The 22,259-nt window shown below is 53.6% G+C and carries 19 protein-coding genes and 1 other RNA gene; 10 read left to right on the top strand and 10 right to left on the bottom strand.

Annotation, left to right across the window (positions count from 1 at the left end):
• The first annotated feature begins 21 nt into the window (after window positions 1–21).
• Window positions 22–1,986, top strand: coding sequence for a DUF3857 domain-containing protein (locus tag OZ410_RS07695; protein ID WP_277707370.1), 1,965 nt, complete (start codon window positions 22–24; stop codon window positions 1,984–1,986).
• Here OZ410_RS07695 and OZ410_RS07690 read toward each other — a convergent pair.
• Window positions 1,983–2,246 (bottom strand): hypothetical protein, encoded by a 264-nt coding sequence (locus OZ410_RS07690; RefSeq protein WP_277707369.1) that lies wholly within the window; start codon window positions 2,244–2,246, stop codon window positions 1,983–1,985. The genes OZ410_RS07695 and OZ410_RS07690 overlap by 4 nt on opposite strands.
• Window positions 2,247–2,421: 175 nt before the next feature.
• Here OZ410_RS07690 and OZ410_RS07685 point away from each other — a divergent pair, with 175 nt between their 5' ends.
• From OZ410_RS07685 to OZ410_RS07665, 5 genes are all read left to right on the top strand, one after another.
• Window positions 2,422–3,543 carry an Sb-PDE family phosphodiesterase gene (locus tag OZ410_RS07685; protein WP_277707368.1) on the top strand — a complete coding sequence of 374 codons (1,122 nt, stop codon included), beginning with the start codon at window positions 2,422–2,424 and terminating at the stop codon, window positions 3,541–3,543.
• A gap of 62 nt (window positions 3,544–3,605) precedes the next feature.
• Window positions 3,606–4,238, top strand: coding sequence for a hypothetical protein (locus tag OZ410_RS07680; RefSeq protein WP_277707367.1), 633 nt, complete (start codon window positions 3,606–3,608; stop codon window positions 4,236–4,238).
• Window positions 4,239–4,246: 8 nt separating this feature from the next.
• The gene (locus tag OZ410_RS07675) at window positions 4,247–4,537 is read left to right on the top strand and encodes a winged helix-turn-helix domain-containing protein (protein ID WP_277707366.1); all 291 of its coding nucleotides are present in this window, start codon (window positions 4,247–4,249) and stop codon (window positions 4,535–4,537) included.
• Between the two features lie 50 nt (window positions 4,538–4,587).
• Window positions 4,588–5,985, top strand: coding sequence for a DUF4153 domain-containing protein (locus tag OZ410_RS07670; protein WP_277707365.1), 1,398 nt, complete (start codon window positions 4,588–4,590; stop codon window positions 5,983–5,985).
• 3 nt (window positions 5,986–5,988) lie between these two features.
• On the top strand, window positions 5,989–6,291 hold the full coding sequence (locus OZ410_RS07665) for a hypothetical protein (protein WP_277707364.1): 303 nt from the start codon (window positions 5,989–5,991) through the stop codon (window positions 6,289–6,291).
• Here OZ410_RS07665 and OZ410_RS07660 read toward each other — a convergent pair whose 3' ends face one another.
• On the bottom strand, window positions 6,292–7,497 hold the full coding sequence (locus OZ410_RS07660; RefSeq protein WP_277707363.1) for an NAD(P)-dependent oxidoreductase: 1,206 nt from the start codon (window positions 7,495–7,497) through the stop codon (window positions 6,292–6,294).
• A gap of 144 nt (window positions 7,498–7,641) precedes the next feature.
• Between OZ410_RS07660 and ssrA the strand changes: the two genes are divergently transcribed.
• The 3 genes from ssrA (at window position 7,642) to OZ410_RS07645 (ending at window position 12,231) form a co-directional block, all read left to right on the top strand.
• Window positions 7,642–8,041, top strand: a transfer-messenger RNA (tmRNA) gene (gene ssrA, locus OZ410_RS07655).
• Window positions 8,042–8,795: 754 nt separating this feature from the next.
• Window positions 8,796–9,533, top strand: a complete 738-nt coding sequence (locus OZ410_RS07650; RefSeq protein WP_277707362.1) for a GLPGLI family protein — start codon at window positions 8,796–8,798, stop codon at window positions 9,531–9,533.
• A 13-nt stretch (window positions 9,534–9,546) separates the two neighbouring features.
• A complete protein-coding gene (locus tag OZ410_RS07645) occupies window positions 9,547–12,231 on the top strand; it encodes a carboxypeptidase-like regulatory domain-containing protein (protein ID WP_277707361.1) in 2,685 nt (894 codons plus the stop codon).
• Window positions 12,232–12,315: 84 nt separating this feature from the next.
• Here OZ410_RS07645 and OZ410_RS07640 read toward each other — a convergent pair whose 3' ends face one another.
• The 3 genes from OZ410_RS07640 to OZ410_RS07630 are packed head-to-tail and all read right to left on the bottom strand — an operon-like array spanning window position 12,316 to window position 15,441.
• Entirely contained in the window at window positions 12,316–13,014 is a 699-nt protein-coding gene (locus tag OZ410_RS07640; protein ID WP_277707360.1) for a uracil-DNA glycosylase family protein, read from the bottom strand.
• Window positions 13,015–13,045: 31 nt separating this feature from the next.
• On the bottom strand, window positions 13,046–14,749 hold the full coding sequence (locus OZ410_RS07635) for a hypothetical protein (protein ID WP_277707359.1): 1,704 nt from the start codon (window positions 14,747–14,749) through the stop codon (window positions 13,046–13,048).
• Window positions 14,750–14,760: 11 nt separating this feature from the next.
• Window positions 14,761–15,441, bottom strand: a complete 681-nt coding sequence (locus OZ410_RS07630; protein WP_277707358.1) for a hypothetical protein — start codon at window positions 15,439–15,441, stop codon at window positions 14,761–14,763.
• A gap of 224 nt (window positions 15,442–15,665) precedes the next feature.
• Between OZ410_RS07630 and OZ410_RS07625 the strand changes: the two genes are divergently transcribed.
• A complete protein-coding gene (locus OZ410_RS07625; protein ID WP_277707357.1) occupies window positions 15,666–16,817 on the top strand; it encodes a hypothetical protein in 1,152 nt (383 codons plus the stop codon).
• Between the two features lie 4 nt (window positions 16,818–16,821).
• Here OZ410_RS07625 and OZ410_RS07620 read toward each other — a convergent pair whose 3' ends face one another.
• The 5 genes from OZ410_RS07620 to OZ410_RS07600 form a co-directional block, all read right to left on the bottom strand.
• A complete protein-coding gene (locus OZ410_RS07620) occupies window positions 16,822–19,455 on the bottom strand; it encodes a TonB-dependent receptor (protein WP_277707356.1) in 2,634 nt (877 codons plus the stop codon).
• Window positions 19,448–20,212 carry a GLPGLI family protein gene (locus OZ410_RS07615; RefSeq protein ID WP_277707355.1) on the bottom strand — a complete coding sequence of 255 codons (765 nt, stop codon included), beginning with the start codon at window positions 20,210–20,212 and terminating at the stop codon, window positions 19,448–19,450. The genes OZ410_RS07620 and OZ410_RS07615 overlap by 8 nt, the downstream gene beginning before the upstream one ends.
• A complete protein-coding gene (locus OZ410_RS07610) occupies window positions 20,209–20,583 on the bottom strand; it encodes a hypothetical protein (RefSeq protein ID WP_277707354.1) in 375 nt (124 codons plus the stop codon). The genes OZ410_RS07615 and OZ410_RS07610 overlap by 4 nt, the downstream gene beginning before the upstream one ends.
• Window positions 20,584–20,601: 18 nt before the next feature.
• Window positions 20,602–20,829 (bottom strand): hypothetical protein, encoded by a 228-nt coding sequence (locus OZ410_RS07605; RefSeq protein ID WP_277707353.1) that lies wholly within the window; start codon window positions 20,827–20,829, stop codon window positions 20,602–20,604.
• A 255-nt stretch (window positions 20,830–21,084) separates the two neighbouring features.
• Window positions 21,085–22,239, bottom strand: a complete 1,155-nt coding sequence (locus OZ410_RS07600; protein WP_277707352.1) for an alpha-hydroxy acid oxidase — start codon at window positions 22,237–22,239, stop codon at window positions 21,085–21,087.
• Window positions 22,240–22,259: the final 20 nt, after the last annotated feature.

Genomic DNA, 22,259 nt, shown 5'->3' with positions numbered 1-22,259 from the left:
CCACCAACCCACCAACCCACCATGAAAAACTTTACCGCCCTGCTGATCTTCCTGCTTGTGCTTGTCGGGAAGGCGGCCACCGCACAATCCAACCACACCTACGGCCAACTGAACCCGGAAGAAAAATCCTTCGGGGCATATGAGGCAGACACCACCGCCGCGGCCGTTTACCTGTACGAACGGGGCGACAATTATTTTGACGTGGACGGCAGCCGCATTTGGTTATACAAGAAGTACCATGCCAAGATCAAGGTACTGAAGGAGGAAGGCTTTGACTACGGTACCATCAGCATCCCCTACTACCGGGGGGAAAGCACTTCGGAAAAGGTGATGGAGGTGCGCGCCATGACCCACAACGGCACGGTGCGGATTGGGGTGGAGCAAAACCAGATCTTTAACAAGGACCTGGGGCCCAACTGGTCTGAAATCACCTTCAGTTTCCCGAAGATACAGGTGGGGTCGGTGCTGGAATACACCTACCTGCTGCGTTCCCCGTACATCTACAATTTTAACGGGTGGGATTTTCAGGAATCCATCCCGAAGGTCTACACGGAATTCAATGCCAGCATCCCGGGGAATTACTATTACAACCGGGCCCTGATCGGCACCCTTACCCTGGCTGTGAATGAGGCGGAACTGGAAAAGGGTTGCCTGCGGGTTCCCGGCATTTCCAAACCGGCCGATTGCGAAAAACTCCGTTACGCCATGGAAGATGTGCCGGCATTTGTGGAAGAACCCTTTATGCTGGGTACGCGCAACTACAAATCCCGTATGGTCTTTGAACTGGCCGAATGGCGCAAGATTAACGGGGAGATTGAGCGTTTCACGCAATCCTGGGAGGACGTAGACAAGGAAATGCGTACCGACTCGGACCTGGGCCGGCAACTGAAAAAGGAAACCTATTTTGAAAAGCAGGTGCCCCCTACCCTGCTAAGCACCGGGGAACCCCTGGAGCGCGCCCGGAACATTTACGAGTATGTGCGCACCCATTTTAACTGGACCGGGTCTTACGGGGTTTCCCTGAACAGCCGGGTAAAAGATGCCTTCGACCAGGGCAGCGGGAGCGTGGCCGAAATCAACATGACCCTGATCAACCTCCTCAATGCAGGGGGCATCCCGGCCGAACTGGTGATGAGCGCCACCCGCCGGATGGGGCTGCCCAAGCGGTCGCACCCGGTAATGTCCGACTTTAATTACGTCCTGGCCCGCGCGGAAATTGACGGAAAAACCTATTACATGGACGCCACGGATAAATACATTCCTTTCGGGATGCTCCCCTTCCGGTGCCTGAATTACTACGGGCGGGTCATGGATTTTGAAAATGAAAGCTACTGGGAGGACTTCAACATCGAAAGCCGCAACCAGGTAAACGTACGGGCACAACTGCTGTTGGAAGCCGATGGCATGGAAGGCAGCGGGGTGATGTACTGGCTCAATACCGGGTACCCCGCCGTAGATAAACGCCGCAAGATGGCCGAGGAAGAGGACTATCAGGAAGAGCTGGAAGAAGGCTTCCGCGAAGACATAGAAGTAACTTCCCTGGGGCTGGATGCCGAAAAAAGCACAGAGACCAGCACGTACGAGCGCCTGGACTTCCGGATGGAAAATGAGATAAGCGGGGACCGCATTTACCTGGACCCGTTCCTGATCCGTTTTTTCAGCCGCAACCCGTTTACCCTGAACCAGCGAACCTATCCCGTAGATTTCGGATACGCGCGTGCCTATGTGTACAGCCTGAGTATTACCCTCCCGGAAGGGTTTACCGTAGAAAGCCTCCCAGAGCCCCTGATGACTGCCCTGCCGGATGGGCTGGGCCACCTGATGTACAAGGTGGAAGAGCGGGGCGGCAATGTATTGCTTACGTTCAATTTTAACCTGAAAACGCCCCATTATACCTCAGAACTGTACCCGGCGCTTAAATCCCTCTTTGACGAGGCCGTGCGGGCGCAGACCCAGTCCCTGATTGTACTGGCACGGGGGAATTAACAACAACCCCGCCCGATTTCGTTCATAAAATCCATGGAAAGCCCCGCAATGTAAGCTGCCGGGGTTTTGTCCGAGATGCGCACTTCCCGACTTACCAGGTCCACATCAAAATGGAAGTCCGAAAAATCCCCAAGGTATTCCGGCCCCAGGCGGTCCATCAAAAACCGGGTAATACGCGGGCGCAGCTGGTATTCCAGCTCTATGCAGGTTTTGAGTTGGGCCGGGTTGGGCAGCCCCTCCAGAATCCAGTTAAACGTCACGCCGTTGGTTTGACAAAGCTTTGGAAGATAGGGATTAAAAGGGTACGGACTCCACAATCTTATCAACACCTTATCACATCTTTCACCCCGAATTAACGTTGGGGAATGAATTTCTTGATGCGGCTGCCTTGGTAGCAGGGCATCCCTGCCTTATTTTTACGAAAACCACCCGACCATGAAAACCCGTTCCTTTATCCTTATCTGCCTCCTGATTGCGGGCAGCCAGGGCCTTCTGGGCCAGACGCACTCCCACAGCAACAGCACCCCCTTTGCCTTCCCGGACATCCCCGGGTACCATACCCTGGTGACGGACCTGCACCAGCATACCGTTTTTTCCGACGGCAGCGTCTGGCCGGATATCCGCGTGATGGAGGCCCTGCGGGAGGGGGTAGATGTTATTTCACTTACCGAGCACCTGGAATACCAGCCCCATGCCGCAGACATCCCACACCCGGACCGCAACCGTTCCTATAACCTGGCCTTAAAGGAAGCCGCAGACCACGACCTGCTCCTGGTTCACGGCTCCGAAATCACGCGCAAGGCCCCGATGGGCCACAACAACGCCGTTTTTATTTCGGACGCCAACCTCTTGCTGGCCGAAGACCCGGAAACCCCGTTTGCCGAAGCGCGCAAACAGGGCGCCTTTGTATTCTGGAACCACCCGGCCTGGTATGCCCAGCAACCCCAGGGAAACCCGGTGCTGAGCGAATTCCAGCAAGCCCGTATTGCCGCGGGCGAACTTCATGGCATTGAGGTGATCAACACCACCGACTATTCGGAGGAAGCCCTGGCCCTGGCCCTGGAACACAACCTGACCATTATGGGGACCAGCGACATCCACGGGCTTATTGCCTGGGACTATATCGAGGCCGGCAAGCACCGCCCGGTTACCCTGGTCTTTGCCGAAGACCGCACGGCCGAAAGCCTGAAGGAGGCCTTATTTGCCGGGCGTACCGTGGCGGTATACAATGGGTTATGGGTGGGGAAAGAAGCCTACCTGAAACCCTTGCTGGAATCCAGTATACGGGTTACCCGCAGTGCATACATCCCCAATACCCAGATCCTGGAGGTGGAGCTCGAAAACACCAGCAGCAGCGACCTGTTGCTGGAAAATGCCATGGGCTTTACCTTCTACAGCAGCGCCCCGGTTTTCGAAATCCCGGCCGGGGGCACCTATACCCTCATGATCAAAACGCTGGACCCCCTGGAGCAAATGGAACTGCGCCTGCGGGCCCTTGGCGCCTATACGGCCCCCAGGGTGCATCCCATTGCCACCTGGGAAATCCACCCGGAATAATCCCAAATTTCCTTGCAGGGAATCGGAAGAAACATTTACTTTGTATTTCAAAGTACTTTAAAATGGATACAAACCAATACAAGGAAGACCTGAGCGAGATCCGGGAAATGATGTCTCGGTCCAGCCGGTTCCTGTCGCTGAGCGGGGTTTCCGGGATCCTGGCCGGTGCCTACGCCCTGGCAGGGGCCTTCCTGGCCTCCCGAGAAATAAAGGCCTTCAACGCCAGCCAGGGGTTTGATTCGGCCGTCGATAACCCGGGCATCACGGACGATGCGCTGGTGCTGCGCCTCTTTTGGATTGCCGGGGGCGTGCTGGTATTGGCTGTGGCCACAGCCATCCTACTGTCTTACCGCAAAGCCCTGCGCAATGGGGAAAAGCTCTGGGCGCCCTCCAGCAAACGCCTGCTGGGCAACTTCCTGATCCCACTGGGGGCTGGCGGGCTATTCTGCCTGGCCATGCTGCAATACGGGTATGTGGCCCTAATTGCCCCGGCCCTGCTGATCTTTTACGGCCTCAGCTGCCTGAATGCAAGCAAATATACCCTGGGCGATATCCGCAGCCTTGGGGTAGCCAACATCCTGCTGGGGCTGGCCGCCACACAGTTCGCCGGGTATGGCCTGTTGTTCTGGGCCCTGGGTTTTGGGGTGTTCCATATCATCTATGGCAGTATCATGTATTTTAAGTACGATAAATAATACCATCCTTGGGACTGATAGACGGCATCGACAAACGCTTTGACCATCGCATCCGCCTGGGCATCATGTCCGTATTGATGGTGAATACGCATATGGACTTTACCGGCCTGCGCGACCTGCTGGAAGTAACGGACGGCAACCTGGCCAGCCACCTGAAGGCCCTGGAAAAGGAAGGCTATATCCGGGTGGAAAAACGCTTTGTGGACCGCAGGCCCAACACCCGGTATCAGGCCACCCCCGAAGGGAAGGAAGCCTTCAGCAAACACCTGGACGCCCTGGAACGATTACTTGGAACCTAAAATTTTTTATATCTATACTTTGTTTTTCAAAGTACTTTACTCAAATTCAAATGAACAAGACAACCCCCTATATCCTGGCCCTAATCGGCGGATTCCTCTTTTCCAGCCTCTTCTATGAAAAGGAGCCCGGCCTGAACGTATTGCTATTGGCCCTGTATACTACGGCCACCCTGGTGTGGCTCAAAGGCGAGCGGCCCTTGCCGGTATTCCTGCTCAGCGCCTATCTGTATAGCGCGCTGGGGTGTTTTATCCAACCCAGCCCTCCCGCGGTACTGGTTCATGTGTTAAGCCTGGTTGTCCTGGCCGGCGGCAGCGCAACCGGGCGCGCCTCCCTCTACACGCAGGGCCTGACAGGGGCATTGAACCTACCCCTGGGCATGCTGCTGGGCCAGGCAGAGGGGTTCAGGAACCCGTCGGACACCCCGGCCAAACCTGCCGGCCCCATAGGGCGGATTTTTGGCGGCATCCTGATCAGCTTTGTACTGCTCTGGGTTTTCGGAGGGCTTTATGCAGAGGCCAACCCCGTGTTCGAGGACCTGCTGGGGCGAATCGACCTCAGTTTCCTGAGCCTGGGGTGGTTCTGGCTAACCGTGGTGGGTTTCCTGCTGTATCTGAACCTGCTGCGCCCCTTCGACCCGCAACGCATCCTACAGGCAGATGCCCACTTTCCGGATACCCTCCGCAGCCCTGCGCAGCCCTTCACCCCCCAACAGGAAGACGCTTTGGAGCGGGAAAACCTCTGGGGGCGCATGGCCCTGGGCAGCCTGTCTGTCCTCCTGCTGCTCTATCTGGTCCTGGATTACATCTATCTGGCCCAGGGCTCCGTGGGCACCCCGGCCCTGCAATCCCAGGCCGTGCACCAGGGCGTGTATGCCCTGATATTTTCCCTTTTCCTGGCCATGGGGGTACTGCTGGTTTTCTTTCGGGGCCGACTCAACTTTTACACCAAGGCCGGGCCTTTGCGACGCCTGGCGTATCTCTGGCTGGGCCTGAATACCCTGTTATTGATGAATACCGCCATTAAAAATGCCTTGTATATCTACCATTCCGGCCTGACTTTTAAACGCCTGGGGGTATTTGTCTTTCTGGCCCTTGTAGGGGTAGGGCTGGCAACCACCTTTTTCAAGTTGCGGGATACCCGAAGTTTGTTTTACCTCTTGCGTAAAAACGCCCTTTCTTTATTTGCTATCCTGGTAGGCGTCTGGACCCTGCCCTGGACTTCCTGGATTACCACGTATAACCTCAGCTATGTCTCCAGTCCGGACCTGGAATACCTGCAGGAACTCCCCCTACAAAATGCCCCACGGTTACTTCGGTATGCGGCGGAAAATCCGCACTTGCCGGAACCTGTAAAACAGGAACTCCAGGAGCGCAACCAAAAATTCCAGGCCGAAATGCAGGAGCGCACCTGGCAGGAATGGACCCTGGACAACCTGCAGAACCCTTAAAATATGGATATCCTTTTATCGACCCGCCTGCACCGTAGGGCCCTTTATTTGGGCCTGGCATCCGGATTATGGAGTTTGATGCTCCTTGGGCTGATGGCCCTGAATACCGATCTGGACTTTCTGTGGATAATGGGATGGGTAATCTGGCTGTTGCTGGGTGTCTTTTGCCTGGGAATGGGACTGGCCGTTACCCTTGCCCTGTTGCATAAGCCCCATACCCTGCTGGAAAGCGTCCTGGTGCTGGGGTTAATGGGGTGGGCCGTAGCCTTGCCCGTAGCGGTTATTCTGGGACTCCCGATATGGTAGTCATTCCCTCCCGTCCACATAGGCCTGCAGGTAGGCGTAGCGGGGGGTAAGCCTCCCGCCCTGCGTCATGCGGGCGCGTTCCAGCACCCCTTCGGCATCGCCGTCAAAAAATGCCGGGATCACATGCTTAACAAAAGCGGCGCCAAAGCCCTCGCTCGCGTCCCGGGGCAGCTCTGCGGGCAGGTTGTCTACCGCCATAACGGCAATTACATCGGGGCGGCGAAAATCCGCCTCCGCCTCTGTAACCGGGTCATAGCCGTATACGGGGTCTGCAATGGTAGAAGGGCGGATGGTACAGGCCACAGGGCCGTCTATGTCGCAGGAAATATCCGCCACCACCCGGATGCGGAATTCGGGGTGGCGGGCATCCTCGCGCGTAAAGAGGTAGGGCGCTCCCTGCCCATGGAAATGACCGGCAATGAACATATCGGCCACCCGGGCAAAACGGAAGAAATTGGAGCGGTACTCCTCCGGATTGGCAATAAAATCCTCTTTGCTTCCCCGTACCCCGTCTTTGCGTTTGTTATAAAAAGAGGCATCTATCTGGCAATACACCGGCTCGCTAAAGTCCTCCTCCAGGAAGTCTGCCACCGTTACCTGCCGCATGCCCATGCCGTCCAGCATTTCGCGGGCACCGCTGCCCACGCGCCCCCTCCCGGTAAGCACTACCTTGATGGGGGGCAATTGCAGGGTCTTCAGCTCCCGGATCAGTGCCTGCTGGTCCGTCAGGGATTCCGCCTTGGGCAGTGCATAGGTGCCGGTCTTTAACCCATAGGCCCTAAAGCCGTTATAGGCACCCACAATGCCGGCATATCGGCCAAAGGCCACCAGGCGAATGCCTTTGGGGTTGGTGAGTACCTCGTGGTCGTATAATTCGATATTCCGCTCCAGGATGGCCCGCAGCAGCTCCCGGTTGTAAGGTTGCTTTTTGATGGTATGGGAAAAGAAAAAGTATTTTTTTTCCGGAATCAGGGCCGCAATCGGCACTTCCTTTACCCCCAGCAGCACCTCGCAGTCCGAAACATTTTCCTGTACGGGGATACCTGCCCTGGAGTACTCCATATCCGAAAAGACCCGAACCGGGGAGGTTTCCGCTGCGATTTGGGCCCCGGGAAATGCCGACAGGACTTTTTGGCAGGCCTTGGGAGAGAGCACCACACGGTGGTCCGGCGGGGTTTTGCGTTCCTGGATCAGTCCGAATTTCATCTGTGGGAGTTTGGTATGGAATTTGGGCAAAAATAGAAGGATTCCCAAGGGTACGCAAACGTTGGCGGAGGAATCCCTTCTGAGTGGAAGTGAGAAGGAAATGTGTACCTTTGCCCACCCCGAAAGGGCGTTCTTTGAAAATATGGGGCCGACTGGTTTTGACAGCGAGACCAATGGCTATGTAAGCATGCCGAGCGCTGGGATACAGCTCGTTAATCTCATAACTCAACTTTTTTAAATGGCGAGTCTAACTACGCTTTAGCTGCCTAACAGACTGAATTACAGTAAGTCTTGGCCTAGTCCCGCAAGGCGGGAAAGCTGAATGTCCCCGGGTAGCCCTTGTTGACGGCGACCCTACCGGGGGCACCATAAAAGTCAACATCGTGCGGTTATGGCTTCGATAGCCGCATCAAAACAAAGAAGCTAAGCGCGTAATAGGCGGTTTTTGGTCAGTTACGCGCCGACAATCAAACAAAAACTAAGCATGTAGAAAGCATGGTTATTGCTTGTTTGGACGAGGGTTCGACTCCCTCCGGCTCCACAATCAAGCGAAAACCCCGCCAGGCATCTGGCGGGGTTTTGTGTTTCCGGGATACGCGTCAAGCTCGCTTGATCGCGGAGATCGGGAACGCGAAACCGCCCTGGCTTTGCCAGGGCAGGGTTTCCAATTGCAGGATGGGAGCCGAAGGGAGCACCGAGCGCAGCGAGGTAACCTCTCCGGCTCCACTTCAAAAGCCACCTTCGGGTGGCTTTTTTCGTTTACTCATGTGCTTAATTATTTTCTTTTAAGGTATTCGTGAACCTCCTATCGTCGGTTTCGCCTCCGGGAGTCGAACGCCCGCGCAACAGTGCCCTTACTCCCCCAGCGCCTCCAGGAAGGTATCCACATAGGCATCCATCTGCCGGGCTTTGTACTGCACAATATACCTGGGGTGGTCCAGGGGCACAATGTTTTATTTTGTAATCTTTTTCTTTTTTTAGTAGGTTTTTATTTGTTAATGTTTAATTAAAATTATTTTATTTTAAAAAATTTATTGCCGTTGTAGTGTTAAGCCTATTTTTTGTGCCTAATCTGACTGCTTCTTCAACCATTAAGGTGTTTTTTAACGCTTGCGAGGACTACGCCTGGGATGCGGTAGAATACTACTGGGACAATGGAGGGTCAGATGGATTTACTGCAGCAAAAATTTGGGAGTATAATTACAGTGCTTGAATGAACCAACAGTAAAGTGTGGATTTAAATTCAACAGGAGTGCTGTCAGTCCTTCAAGCACTCCTGTTGAAAAATGTAATGACGTATGAAGCAGTTATTGATATTATTAGGATGTTCATTAGTTCTCCAAATCGGCTATTGTCAAGTGAATAATGGCGAAATATTGTATAATCTCGACATGGATAATTTTTATAAGCGGCTTGTAGATCAAAACAAGGCAAATCCAAATAAATCTATTGGATTCTATGATCTGGCTGCCAAAGGAATGTCCAGTATTAGTATGAAGCTGACTTTTAACAAGGACATTGCCATTTTTAATGAAATCAAGACTATTTCTCTTGATGGAGAGGAAATGGCATATGGAGCAGCGTCCATATTGGCAAACAATGGAACCTACTACACCAAATTGGATTCTTGCTACCAACTTTTGGAGCGAAGCGTTGAGAATAGAACGCTATTTACGGAAATCGAAAAGAATGATGTAGTTTGGAATTTAACCAACGAGAGCAAGTTTATTGGGAAATTTAAAGTGTATAAAGCATATCACATAGTCTCTGCTCCTGTCGGCGATATTGAAGTAATTGCTTGGTATTGTCCTGAAATCCCCTTAAAACTAGGCCCTCGTGACTATGTGTGCCAGCTACCCGGTTTAGTACTGGAATTTCATGGACCAATTATTAGTTATACTGCACAAAAGATTAAATTAAATCAAACCAAGGAAATGGAACTGATTTGGCCGAATCCTAAAAATATTATGTCGACCGAAGAATATAAAAAGTCGGGGAAAGACTATCTATCTAAGCTACCTTCGCGCAACAATTAGTGTTAACTTTTTTGTGTTTTCAATTAAAACCAAATTTTTATTTCTATCGTTTTTATGCGGTATTAATTTATCTATTTCTCAACATGTTGTGTATGAAGGTAAAGTTCTTGATAGTGTGGGAACACCTTTGCCTAACGCCAATATTCTTGCCTTTCCTAATTCCCAAGACGAAGAAACCAAATTCTCTATTAGTGCCGAAGATGGATCATATTCCTTAAGACTAAGAAAAGGAATTCAATATACCATTGATATTAGCTATATCGGCTACAAGAAATTGTCTCTTCTCATCATAGCAAATAATTCACAAACCAAGGATATTATTCTCCATCCATTCATCAATCAACTTGATGAAGTAGTTCTTGATTACAAAATCCCAATAGAAATTAAAGAAGATACAATAATCTACAATGTTGATGCCTTTACTACAGGTGAGGAACGTAAACTAAGGGAGGTTCTAAAGCAGTTGCCGGGAATTGAAGTGGATCGTGAGGGTAACGTTGACATCAATGGTAAAAGGATAACCTCTGTATTAGTTGAGAATGAATTGTTTTTTACAGGAAATAGCAAATTAGCTGTGAATAACATTCCAGCAGATGTGGTTGACAAAGTTGAAGTACTGGATAATTATAATAGAATAGCTTTTCTCAAAAACCTTGTTGATAGTGAAGAAATAGTGTTAAACATTAAGCTAAAAGAAAATAAAAAGAAATTCATTTTTGGCGATTTAGAAAGTGGCGCAGGATATAAGGAACGGTATAGTGCTCATTCAAGCACTTTTTATTATAGCCCAAGAACAAACATTAACTTCATTGGAGATTTCAATAACACCGGGAACAACTCCTTTGAATTGAAAGACTATATCGAATTTGAAGGAGGGTTTGGAAAACTAATGAGAGACATTAAAAGTTATTCAGCACTCCTGAACGATGATTTCTCAAGATTTCTTTCCAACAAGGACTTTAACTCAAGTACAGATAGATTTGCAGCCGTGAATTTACGTCAGTCAATGGGTTCGAAAGCTCAACTAAACACTTATGTTTTTTTTGATGACAGAAATATTACTAAAAGGCATGTAACCATAAATGAATATCTCAATAATGACTCACAACTCATAGAAAATAGAACTCGTTCTGAATTTTTTAACAACTTCTTTATTCTCGGCAAGCTTGGGATAGAATATCAACCTAGCCTTAACGAAGATTTCGCTTTCCATTCCTTTGCAAAACTATCCCGAAATGACATTACTGGCCTATTGAATAGTGTAGTAGCAGATAGTACGAATGTTTTCAGAACGAAAGGCAATTTGGAGGCAATCAATATCAAAAATAATGTGGAATACAGCAGGAAATTCAACAGAAACCATACCTTGAGTTCGGAAGTTTCGTTGGAATATGCGGAAAATGAACCCAATAATTCTTGGCTTTCTGATGAACCTTATCTGAATAATTTGATACCCCTTGAACAGGATCTGATTTATGATGTAAGACAGACTTTAGAAACGCAGAATCTAGCATTCGATATGCTAATCAAAGATTACTGGGTTTTAAATAATTACAACCACATTTATTCATCGGTTGGTTACAGTCTGATGTCAGAGCATTTCTCCTCGCAAGAGGAGCAAGTCCTCACAAATGGGGAAATCAATAACTTTTCTAATTTTGGGTTTGGCAATAAAAGCAATTACGCCTTAAACGATTTCATTGTTGGAATTGAGTATAAACTCCTTCTTGACATTTTCACGATAAAATCAGGTGTTTTTCATCATAAGTACTGGTGGAAAAATCAACAGCCCGAAAATGGATATTCTAATGACACTTCTTATTTGCTGCCTCAGTTGGGAATAGAGGCAGAGTTAAATAAAAGTGAAAAATTGCAATTTAAGTATGCGACTAGAGTAAGATTTCCTCGACATGAATACTTAACCAACAACTTTTTACTCAAAGGTTTCAATACAGTATTCCGAGGGAACCAAATACTAACAAACGCTCGCTATCATGAATTTTCTATAGCCTACAATAAGTTTAGCCTCTTTAGAGGTTACACTATTAATGCCAATTTGGGCTACAACAAAAAAACCCAAGGAATCAAAACTGCAACTGAATTAGAAGGGATTGATCAGTTCACTACTCTAGTTATGTTCGATATGCCTGAGGATCAATACTCAGGTCGATTGAGTGTAACTAAGACTATCAAGCCAATTAAGCTAGGAATTCGGTCCAGGGGCAGTCATAGAGAGTTTTTTCAAATTATTAATAATCGAACCACAAAAAATATTTCGAGGTCCCTTACCCTGAGAGGACAAATTGAAACTCTTTTTGATAACTGGCCAAATTTTACTTTTGCATACGAATATGCGCCAACACAATATTTGAGCAATTTTAATAAAAATAGCTTTCTCAATAATGAATTTTTCTTTTCTACTGAATATCATTTTCTATCAAGCTTTGATCTCAAATTCGAAATATCAAGTTATAACTACCAAAATCAGACAGCAGGTTTAACTAATAGATTTGAATTAGCAAATGCTTCTATTTTTTATAAAAAGGAGAATAGTCCATTCGGTATTGAAATAAAAGCATTCAACCTGTTTGATGCGCAGTCAATTAATAAGAATACCTTTAGTGATTTTCTTATTAAAGATCAAAGTACGGCAATTATGCCAAGAATTGTTATGTTGTTATTTTCATATAAATTCTGAAATATATAAAATCAATTTAAGGGGTACTTACACTCCTATTGTCGGCTCCACCTCCGGGAGTCGAACGCCCGCGCAACAGTGCCCTTACTCCCCCAGCGCCTCCAGGAAGGTATCCACATAGGCATCCATCTGCCGGGCTTTGTACTGCACAATATACCTGGGGTGGTCCAGGGGCACAATCTGGTCAAAGTAGTCCCCCTCTTCATTGAGTAGTTCCAGGTATTTGGCATTCTTTTTTCCCAGGGAAAAACAGGTGCCGGTTTCCAGGCCCCAGCCCAGCTGTTCCCGGAGTTTGGCATGGGCAAAGGGGGTAATCGCCCGGAAGAGTTCCGGGCTGTCGTAGTAGTTGTAATTCACCCATTTCCCACTTTTACTTTGTTTAACAAAGCCCAGGGGGGAAACGGAGTTGATATAGTATTTCCCGAAAAACTTCTCCGGGCCGCCATAGGCCTCAATAAGCCGGTAGACAAAGACGGAGGACGGCTCGTGGGTCTGAAATTCCGGCCCGGGCAGGCCGCAGACTTCCGTAAGCCTTTTGGTATCTGTAAACGGGATGCCCGTGGCCCCGGCCCCCAGCCGCCCCGGGTTAATCCCCATGATCAGGCGGCGGGGCCGGTTATCCGAATAGTATTTCCGGTAAAAAGCCTCCGAAATCGGCAGGATTTCCGGGTTGTCCTGAAAAGGGTTCAGCACCCCAATCCCCCTGGGTAACCGCCCAGTGAATTCCAGGTTGCGGTTAAAGGCGATAATGTGGTCGGCGAGGGTACTCTTAGGTGGTTCCATAGGGTCTGCAAGATACGCATGGCAAGGCGGATTATACCACCGCCCCCGAAAACCGATACGCCTCCGTAAAGTAGCGCTCCAAAAAGATCCGGGCATTGTCGTAAAAGACGCGGTCGGCAATGGCTTCCGGGGTCAGGCCCATCATCAGGGCCTGGAGTTCTTCCGGTTCCATGGGTTTTTCCTCCGGCAGGGAAAGGATGCGGAAGTCTTTCATATAAGGCCTGTCCTGGGTCTGCATGGCCTCGATGATTTTAAGGCGGAAATCGGTCAGGGTTGCCGCGGTTTCATACGTATTAAAGGGGTCTACGATCCCGTCGTTGTCCGAGCCCAGGGATACGGTATCCCAAGCCGTCTGCATTACAGCCTCCCCCGCACCCCCGGGGTGGAGGGCCTGCAGGTGCCTGGCGTTCACCTTGACGATATGGAAAATATTAGTCAGGAACATTTGGCTGTACAGGCGTTTGGCCTTTTCCGGATGGGCCCGTACCGCCCGCAGTTTCTTTTTGAACTGTCTGCCCGGCATGCGCCCGTCGTGCATGCAAATACCAATGATGCCGCCCGAGTCAAAGGTTTCCCGGATATCTTCATCGGTGAGGTTAATCTCGAATTTGCTCACGTAGGATCGCCGCTCCGTGCGGCTGTCATTGTTATTGCGCATAGCCGTTTCCAGGGTATCCAGGGCGTTCACGGCGGAGTGGCTGGACACGATGGGGATGGCATCCCCCTGTTGCCGTCGCTGCCGCACCAGGGCGTAATATTCCTGGCGCACCCGGGGAGACATATGCTTGGTATCTATTAGGATACGGGCACTGCGGGGGCCGCGCTCCAGCAGGAGTTCCAGGACTTCCCGCCCCAGGGCGGACAGGCCGGCGTCCATCCCGGGCTCCTGGTTGAACACCTTCGAAAAGAGGCCTGCAAAACTTTGGGAATGCCCGGAAAGGAAATTGTGGAAATGGTGGGAGAAGGTCACAAAGAACGGCGGGAAAGCCGTTTGGTCCGCATCTTTTACAATAGCCAGGTTTCTTCGGAAAGAAGCCCGCAACCGCGCCTGCTCCGCTTCGGGCAGGTCGCCGAAAGCCATCTCCTTTCGCAGGAATTCCAGGGCATAATCCCCGAAAGCGTGCGCCCCTTCTGCGGTAATAATCCCGGACAGGGTGTTTTCATCGGATTCCTGAGGGAGTTGGCTGGCATCGGAGAGGAGGCGGAAGGCCGGTCGTGTCCCGTCCTGTGGCGCTCCGGGGCGCTCTCCCTGGGCGGCAAGCAGGTAGTTGTATTCATCCAGGTACCCCTGCATATAATCCACCCGCCCGCCAGGGGTGTGGATCTGATCCAGGAAGCGGATGGCAGCCGATGGGGAAATCCCGGTAATCAAACGGATCAGCTTGCTGTCTATATGGCGTTTATACCGTTTTCGCAAGAGGGCCTGCAGCGCCCATTTCACCACCAGGGAAGCCCGTTTAAAGGGGCGGTCCGGCCGCATAAATTCCCGTTCGAAGGGATAAATACTGCAAAAGAGCAGGCGGTTTCCGCCCTGCAGGCAGCTGTCCAGGTTGGACTGGGTTTTCAGGGCCATTTTGGCTGCCAGGCCGCGGATTGCGAGTTTGCGGAAGCTGACCAAACGAAAGACCTCATCCACCGTCGGGTTTTCCCGGTATTCCCAGATACTCCCGATTTCGGCATTCAGGTGCGGCTTTAAACTGGGGTGGCAATGCAGGTCGGCAATGGGCTTTTTCATCATTCAGGGGATCAGGGTGCAGGAGGCTGCGGCAGGTCCTTCATAAAGATCTCCCCCTTAATCAGCCAGCTGATCCCAAAGGCCCACAGGGCCAGGGATTCCAGCCAGAATACGGGATCATAGGCAGCCAGGCCCGGAAAGCGGTGCCGCAACCAGGCAAAATACAGGGCCAGCAGGGCCAGGCATGCCAACATAACCCACCCGCAGGTCTTGTAGACGCGGTTGCGATGCTTTTTACGTTGGCCCATAGCCTGCGGATGGTCCGTTTTGGTAAATAAAAACAACGAGATGTAGGCCAGTACCAGAAAAAACAGCAGGGCACTGCTGAAATGAATGGCATTGACCAGGGGGTTTTCTATGGGGCGTACCACATTACATGGGGGATAGATCTCATCGGTATAAATGGTGGGAAAGAAGGCGACAAAAAGCGCCAGGACAGCCGCCGCCCGGGTAGCCCAAAAGTCCTTAACATCATAGCCCCGATAGGCGAAAAGAAAGAAGGAAATGGCGCAAATGGTGCCTACCAGTCCATCCCGCATGACGGTGTGGTAGTAATCGGAAATGGAACTCTGAATCTGGGAACAGTCCCCTATCCAAATGGAGCCAATCACCAGGAATACGGGCATTCCCAAGGCAATAAACCCGATGGATTTCCGGAGGGACAGGTAGGAAACAAGTAAGTCATTGTTCATTGTGGCACGTTTAAAATCAAGGGAGTCCCCGCCTTTCGGGGGTCCGTACGCAAAATGCAGGCCCGTGGCGCGCCGGGCCATACCCATATGAGGGGAATTTTTGCGAAGCGCTTTGTAGGGTTTGTCTTTCAAAGTACTAAATTTTGGGATAGGGAACACCGCCCAGGCCGCCCGGGTTCGCATCTCTGTTCTTTTCCCTATTTTAGGTACTCTAAAAAGCTGCTATGAAACTTTTTAACCGTTGCCTTCCCCTGGTGTTGGCGGCCCTCACCTGCTTCACCTGTTCCCGGGAAGAAGCTATACCGTCCGAAGCTGCCCCGCCCATGGTCCGGTTTACGGCCCTGGCCGGCGCCACAGGGCCGCAAATCCAGATGGACCGCAATCGTTCTAGCGACCCCCCGCTCATCCAAAACCTGAGCGAAGAAATGGGCCTGTCTTTTTTTCAGTTTGCCCGGCGGGAGGTTTTTGAAAACACCCTGGCCTATTATACCTGGGAAGGACAAAAATCCCGGGCCTACCTGAAAGACCTGAATTCCGGCAACATTACGGCCATTGAGGACCTTTGCGGGTTTGCATCGGAAACGGACACGCCAAAGGAGATACGGGGGCTGTACGGCGGCCTGGAATACCTGGTGCTGCCCTACACCGCTTTTCCACAGGGCAGTACCCCGGAAACCCGCCTGCGGATTCACCACCCGGCTTCCGGGTCCTGTACGGATCTGCTGCTTGCCGAGGCCGGGCCGCAAGGGGTGTTGGATGCCCTGATCCAACAGGACCTACTGATCCTGTATTACCGCCGGGCGGGCACGGACGAACCTGTACTGGCCCTGGTGGACCTGCCCACGGCCTCAGTCCTTACCCAGGTAAACCCCGGCCCGGAATGGACCTCCGCCTGCCTAAGGGATAGCGAGCTCCTCATGTTCCGGACAGACGGCACCTACCTGGCCTTCCACACCGGCCTGCTCCAATTTGGGGAATCCGGCCCCATCCCCAACTTTCCGGCACAGGCTGAAGGTCTTTTCCGGACCCGATTTTCAGGGGAAGACCTCCTGGTGTCTTATATCTACCAGCAACCCAGCCTCTTTTTTGCACAGCCGGCCATCTACAACCTCAAGGCCGGGGCATTTGCCGCGGGCGGGGAACCTTACCTGCCCCTTTTACAGGCGCGTATGGAACAACAGACCGGCAGCCGCCCCCTGTTCGGGCAATTCGACGCCGACCTGGAAACCGGACTCATTGCCATTGCCTACGTGAAGGGGGACGGCACCCCCGAAGGAGGGGTAGTGATCACGGATTTTGAAGGTTCCGTTCTAGACATCGTCTCCCTGCCGCTGGTCCCGGATGCCGTATACATCCGGGAGGTAGAGCGGCCCTGAGTTCTTACAACCGCACTGAAACCTGCAGCAAAACCCAGCGGCCGGAGAGCGCATACCCCGAATCCTGGTATCCGGTATCCTGCAGGGTGCGCAGCCCAAAAAAGGAGGCATTCCAGAGGTTCTGGACCTGCAACCGATAGTGCACCCGCCCTTTTTCAGGGGTGTGTTGGACGGTTGCGGAAGACAACCATAGCGGGTGGGAAGCCGCGTCGGGATAGTCGAAATATTCGTTCCGGATTCGGGCAGACCACCCGGGGCCCCGCCCCGCCTCCAGGTCCAGGAACCCGCGCAAAGCGCTCGTTCGGTTGCGCCCGCCAAACCCGGACCACAGCCTGGAAATGGTTAACCCGCCATGGAATTCCAGCCCTTTCCCAAAGGCCGAACGCAGCTCCGGGCCCAGGCTCAGATTCTGGTGTTGCACCGGATTCAGGGTGCCTTCCAATCCGGCCGTATAGTCCTGCCGGGTATAGGCAGCCTTCCATTTCAGGTTGCATTGAAGCGCCTCCAGGTAATGGTCCAGGTTCAGGTTCAGGGTGATCATTTCCCTTTGCGACATCGGCCGGAGGGAATACGCAATAAAACCTGGGCGCTGCAACCAGTCCATTCCCGGAAACCCGGGTTCAAGGCGCCAAAGGGCAAAGGCAAACAAACGGGTGGGATCCCCCCAGTCACCGAAGGTATACCCCGCGGTAAGCCGGTGCGACCGGAAGGGGAAATAGCGGCCCAGGCCCGTACGTATGCTTCGGTACCCGCTCAGCAGCGGAGTGCTCCATTGTTCTGCAAAATGACTTTCCCGGAAGTCAAAAGTATACCGGGCCTGCAGGGTATGCCGGGGGGCGGGTTGCCAGCGGATGCTGGCCCCGGGCACCAGGGCCAGGGCGCGGAATCTCCGGGTCCCGTTTTCCGAATAGTTGGCCCAGGCGCCCAGGCCTTCCAGGGAAAGGGCGGTGCGAAAGGCGGGTTTATCCAGGGTCCACTCCAGCCGTAACCCCATCCGTCGCCGCTGTTCGGCCGCCTTCCCGAAAGGCCCCTCCGGGGCTCCCCCGGGAATACCCAACCCCCACTGGTTCTCCATCGCACTTTGTGAAATACTCCAGTAGGCCTGTGCCTCCAGGGTATGCGCCCCCTGTTTATGGATCAGGGCGGCCCGCAGCCCGGTATACTGCAGGCGGGCCAAAAAGCGCTGCCGGGTTTCCCACCCGGGCTGCCCGGGCCCCCAGAAACCGCTAAGGAGGTACCCGTCAAAATCCAGGGTTTCCGGGCGTTTTTCAGCTATCCACCTCCCCGCCAGGCGCAGGGCCGTGGCGGCACCCCAACGGTGGGTGTAGTCCAGGGAAGATTCCCACCGTCCAACAGATAACTGTCGGTCCTGTATATTTCCCTGCCCGTTAAAAACCAGGGAGTCCGCCTGCCGGAAACGCCCTAGGCTCCAGCGTGTTTTCCAAAGCAACCTGTGGGTGGTATCCGGCTCCCAGGCCACCTCCCAGGCCCCGGAAACGAATTGTTCCCGCAACTGTTGCAGTCGGACTTCGGCAATTCGAAAAAGGGAATCTGCCCCCTGCAGGGTTTCCTGCCGGGACCATTTTACCCGCTCGGTTTCGCGCAGCCCCAGTACCTGGGCCTGTACCCGGAAACCCGAACCGGGGCGCCAGACCGTATTGACCGACCCCATCCCGGCGCGGTTTTGGACGTAGGCCCGGCGCTCCAGGGGTAACAGATCCAGACGGGGGGTAAAACCGCTACCGCTAGCCTGCCCTTCCCCCGGCGGGAATTCGGGCTCCAGGACTTCCGGGTGCAGCAGCTCAAAAAGGTCGCCAGCCGGGTCTTCCCCTACAGTATTGGTATGGCCCAGGGCATAAAGCTTCACCGCTCGTTTCAGGTACATGAGGTTGATGCGGACGTCGTATCGGGACCCGCTACCCAGCCCGGGGGTCCCCCGCCCGGCCCACCGGCCCTTTACGCCATCCCGCAATACCAGGTTCAGGGCCACCTCCCGGGAGGATTTGAGCCCCCTGAGCGCACGGTTTTCCTGGTAATCCTGCAGGACCTGCACCTTTTCGATGGCTCCGGCATCCAGGTTGCGGGTCAGGATGCGATACCGGCGGGCAGTGAGGTCGTCCCCTTCCACCAGGACCCGGCCAATAGGTTTTCCCCGAACCCGGATTTCCCCATCCGGGCTTACCTCCACCCCGGGCAAACGCCTTAGGATATCTTCTGCTACCTGTTCCGTACCCCGCGTATAGGGATCCACCAGGAATTCAACGGTATCCCGCCCCACGCGCATGGCTTTTTCGGCCCGAACCACTACCTCCTGAAGCAAAAAGGGGGATGCCTGCAGGGTGAATTGCAATAGGGGCCAGGGCTTACCCGCTTCCCGTGTAACCAGGGTATCCAGGGCCCGGAACCCCATGGCGGCCACCCCTATCCGGAGGTGTTCCGACCTAAGGCCCGGGATCCGGAACCGACCCAGGGAATCGCTGAAGGCCGCGCCCCTTGCCGGCATGCCTTCAGCCGGATGGAGCCAGACCCGGGCCTGGGCCACGGGCTGCCCCAGGGAATCCCGGAGCCGGCCCTCTAATTCCTGTCCCTGCAGATAAGCTCCCCAGAGCAGGACCCCAAGGATTAAACGTTTATTCAAAGCGCTCCAGGGCATCCTGTTTCCCGATAGAAATTTGAGCGCCCCTGGGGAATTTCGCCTGCATGCGGCGCATTAGTTCCTGCGCCCACGAGGCTTGCAGGGCGGTATATGCCTCCAGAGTCATGCAGTCTTCCGGTTCCCTGGGTTTTACCAGCGGGGCGGCCCTGGGGATCCAGGATTTCAGGGTTATTTCCACCGCCCCTTCGGCATCCCGGATCCATACCGCAAGGCCAGGCAGGCCATGTAATTTCCAGGGCCCCAGCTGAACCGGGAGTTCCGGGGTATACCACACCTCGTATTCCCGGCCCCGGAAGGCACCCGTAGCGCGCAGGCAGGTAAAGGGCCCTATGGTTTGCAGACTATCAGACAGGTGCCAGGCAATTTCCGGAACAGGTTCGCATACCTCGTAACTCCTGCCTCCCTGGAAGGGGATACGGGAACGCATGGTACCTGCCTTCAGGTCCGTATACGTATAACTCCCCAGGGAGTCTGAGGCACCCAATGTCAGGTTAAATTCATAGTCGCTCTGTGCAGCCTCCGATTCCAGTAGCCGGCCCCAGGAAAAAAGGCCGCCCTGAGGCGTACCCTGAAGGCGCGCTTCATAGCGCCGGGCCATGCCCATATCCAGACGCAGGTCATACCGGGCCTCCCAGCTTGAAAGGGCCTCCTGGGCCATGATCCCCCCATGGGGCAGGAGCCATGCCAAAACAAAAAAGCGGCGGCCTACAAAGGCCGCCGCGCGAATTATCCTGCTCATTTGATCCCGGCCATGAGTTGGGCCTTCAGGGCCTTGATGGCTTCCACCACCCCGTCGCAGGGGATGCCCGAAACGGTACCCGAGGCCTCCACAAAATTGGAGTCAAAGCCAAATCGAACCTTTACGGTAATGGAAATGGTACAGTCTTCGGGACCGTCGGCCCGGGAGAAAGCCCAGGTTTCCATAGCGGAAAAATCTACAGCGTCCAGGGCTTCCGCCGTTTCCGCATGCACATACTGCGTATGGGTCTCTGCCCCGCTGCTCCCTTCAACCCATAGCTGGTACGGGCCAGTTGCTGAAGGGGCAGGCGCCACGGCAAGGGCAGGGAGGGTCAGGACAAAAATCAAAATAGATGTAAGGAATGGTTTCATAACAGTGGTGTTAAAGGTTTATTGGAATCCGGCCCGCAAATCGGCAATGGCCTGGCGCATCTTGTCCGCCAGGGAGGCATCACAGGGGCCGGTAACCGTGATGGTGGCCTGGAAGGAACCAAGTTCTTCAGAATGGACCCAACCCGATGCGGTTACGGAACACCCTTCCGAATACGGCACGGGGTTGGCGCTTCCGCTGCCGGCAAAACAACCCAACAGCATAGCACTGGCAATAAATCGTATCATATTTCAGGCTTGAAGTGATTCCTACTCTTTGAAGGATTTTCGGATGCCTCCTGTCCGGATCGCGATCAGACCCGCCAAAGATGCGCGGCCAGCCTGCAGCCTGCCATCAGGAGTGAAAAAAAGGATAGGGTGCGTATGTCTCGAACGCATTACAAATCCGCGTGAACGTGTTCTTAGACCAATTTGCGCGAACGTGTCCGGTACGGATTATCCATTCGCGTGAACGAGAAAGAAAGATGGAAGGGGCGCTTCGGATTAGCGGAAATGTGTGAATTGAGCGGGATCGGGGCAACCGAGTTGTTCCATGACCTGCCGCAACTGGGTTTCCAGCAGCCCGGCCACCTGAGCGCCACCTCTGCTGCCAAGGGCGGCTACCCCATACATAAACGCCCGGCCCAGAAAACCGGCTTCGGCCCCACAGGCCAGGGCACGGGCCAGGTCGGTTCCGCTGCGCAGGCCGCTGTCCATCATCACAGTGAGGTCCTGCCCTACCGCCGGGGCTATATGCTGCAGGTCCGAAATGGCCGACGGGCCCACATCCAGCTGCCGCCCGCCGTGGTTGGAAACGATAATGCCATCCAGGCCCAGGCTCCGGGCGGTTTCGGCATCCTGCACCGTACTTACCCCTTTCAGCACCAGGGTACCCGGCCAGCGATCACGGATGTAGGCGATCTTTTCGCGGGTCATGCGCTTTTCAAAAAAGCCGTCCATAAACCGGCCCAGCCCGGCCAGGTCCATCTGTTTTGGCATATAGGGCTCCAGGTTGGCAAACCGGGGTACGCCGGTGCGCAGGGTTTGCGCCAACCAGGCCGGCCGGCCCAACGCCTGCAGGATATTGGAGGCATTCCAACGGGGCGGCATGGATAGCCCCCTGCGGATTTCCCGGGGGCGGTAGCCAAAAGTGGGGGTATCGCAAAGGAGTACCAGGACGGAATACCCGGCGGCACGGGCGCGCTCCAGCAGGTGGTCGCGCACCGTATCCGAAGCCGGGTGGTAATACTGGAACCAGGCCTGGCCTTCCGTAAGCGTTGCAATGGTTTCCAGGGAAGCCGTACTCACTGTACTCAGGACAAAAGGCAACCGCCTTTCCGCGGCCATACGAGCCAGGATTTCGGGGGAGCCCGGCCAGATCAGGCCCTGCAATCCCACTGGGGCCACCCCAAAGGGCGCGGCATAGGTTTGCCCGAAAAGGGTGGTTTCCAGCCTGCATCCCGGAAAGGCTTCCAGGTAGCGGGGTTGTAACACAATTTCCTGCAGGTCCTTGCGGTTGCGTTCCAGGTTTTCCCCGGCATTGCAACCGCCGTCCAGGTAATCGAAGGCAAAGGCCGGGATGCGCCGCCGGGCTTTCTCCCGCAAGGCAGGGATATCCGGGTACCTGGGGTTAAAGGAGATGCGGGTGGCGTTGCGCACGGCTATTCAGGCTTGGTATG

This window comes from Robiginitalea aestuariiviva (genome assembly GCF_029537735.1).
In the GTDB taxonomy this organism is placed as follows: Bacteria; Bacteroidota; Bacteroidia; order Flavobacteriales; family Flavobacteriaceae; genus Robiginitalea; species Robiginitalea aestuariiviva.
This window is presented reverse-complemented; position numbering and strand designations above follow the sequence as displayed.